Below are 1,600 nucleotides of genomic sequence, written 5' to 3'. Positions count from 1 at the left end.
CATGATCAGGTAATTCATTGTGAGCGCTTGCCGCGAGGGCGACGCATCGTTTAAGGAGGTGATCCAGCCGCAGGTTCCCCTACGGCTACCTTGTTACGACTTCACCCCAGTCATGAACCACACCGTGGTGATCGCTCCCCCGAAGGTTAAGCTAACCACTTCTGGTGCAGTCCACTCCCATGGTGTGACGGGCGGTGTGTACAAGGCCCGGGAACGTATTCACCGTGGCATTCTGATCCACGATTACTAGCGATTCCGACTTCACGGAGTCGAGTTGCAGACTCCGATCCGGACTGAGATCGGCTTTTCGGGATTGGCGCACTCTCGCGAGTTGGCAACCCTTTGTACCGACCATTGTAGCACGTGTGTAGCCCTACCCGTAAGGGCCATGATGACTTGACGTCGTCCCCACCTTCCTCCGGTTTGTCACCGGCAGTCTCCTTAGAGTTCCCGGCATTACCCGCTGGCAAATAAGGACAAGGGTTGCGCTCGTTACGGGACTTAACCCAACATTTCACAACACGAGCTGACGACAGCCATGCAGCACCTGTCTCTGCGTTCCCGAAGGCACTAAGCTATCTCTAGCGAATTCGCAGGATGTCAAGGGTAGGTAAGGTTCTTCGCGTTGCATCGAATTAAACCACATGCTCCACCGCTTGTGCGGGCCCCCGTCAATTCATTTGAGTTTTAACCTTGCGGCCGTACTCCCCAGGCGGTCGACTTATCGCGTTAACTTCGCCACAAAGTGCACAAGGCACCCAACGGCTGGTCGACATCGTTTACGGCGTGGACTACCAGGGTATCTAATCCTGTTTGCTACCCACGCTTTCGCACCTCAGTGTCAGTGTCAGTCCAGAAGGCCGCCTTCGCCACTGGTATTCCTCCCGATCTCTACGCATTTCACCGCTACACCGGGAATTCCACCTTCCTCTCCTGCACTCTAGCCTGACAGTTCCGGATGCCGTTCCCAGGTTGAGCCCGGGGCTTTCACAACCGGCTTATCAAGCCACCTACGCGCGCTTTACGCCCAGTAATTCCGATTAACGCTTGCACCCTCCGTATTACCGCGGCTGCTGGCACGGAGTTAGCCGGTGCTTCTTCTGCGAGTGATGTCTTTCCTGGCGGGTATTAACCGCCAGGCGTTCTTCCTCGCTGAAAGTGCTTTACAACCCGAAGGCCTTCTTCACACACGCGGCATGGCTGGATCAGGGTTGCCCCCATTGTCCAATATTCCCCACTGCTGCCTCCCGTAGGAGTTCGGGCCGTGTCTCAGTCCCGATGTGGCTGATCATCCTCTCAGACCAGCTACGGATCGTCGCCTTGGTGGGCCGTTACCCCACCAACTAGCTAATCCGACATAGGCTCATCCGATAGCGGGAGCCGAAGCCCCCTTTCTCCCGTAGGACGTATGCGGTATTAGCCTGGGTTTCCCCAGGTTATCCCCCACTACCGGGCAGATTCCTATGCATTACTCACCCGTCCGCCGCTCGTCAGCGTCTAGCAAGCTAGACCTGTTACCGCTCGACTTGCATGTGTTAAGCCTGCCGCCAGCGTTCAATCTGAGCCATGATCAAACTCTTCAGTTTAAGATCGATGTGAT

At 56.0% G+C, this 1,600-nt stretch carries 1 rRNA gene; it reads right to left on the bottom strand.

Features of this window, described 5'->3' with window-relative positions:
- Positions 1-51: 51 nt before the first annotated feature.
- Positions 52-1,586, bottom strand: a 16S ribosomal RNA gene (locus tag BIS11_RS17050).
- Positions 1,587-1,600: the final 14 nt, after the last annotated feature.

Origin of the sequence: Halomonas sp. 707D4 (assembly GCF_024158685.1) — a bacterium.
In the GTDB taxonomy this organism is placed as follows: Bacteria; Pseudomonadota; Gammaproteobacteria; order Pseudomonadales; family Halomonadaceae; genus Vreelandella.
The sequence above is the reverse complement of the archived record's forward strand: the minus strand, read 5'-3'. Positions and strand labels throughout refer to the sequence as shown.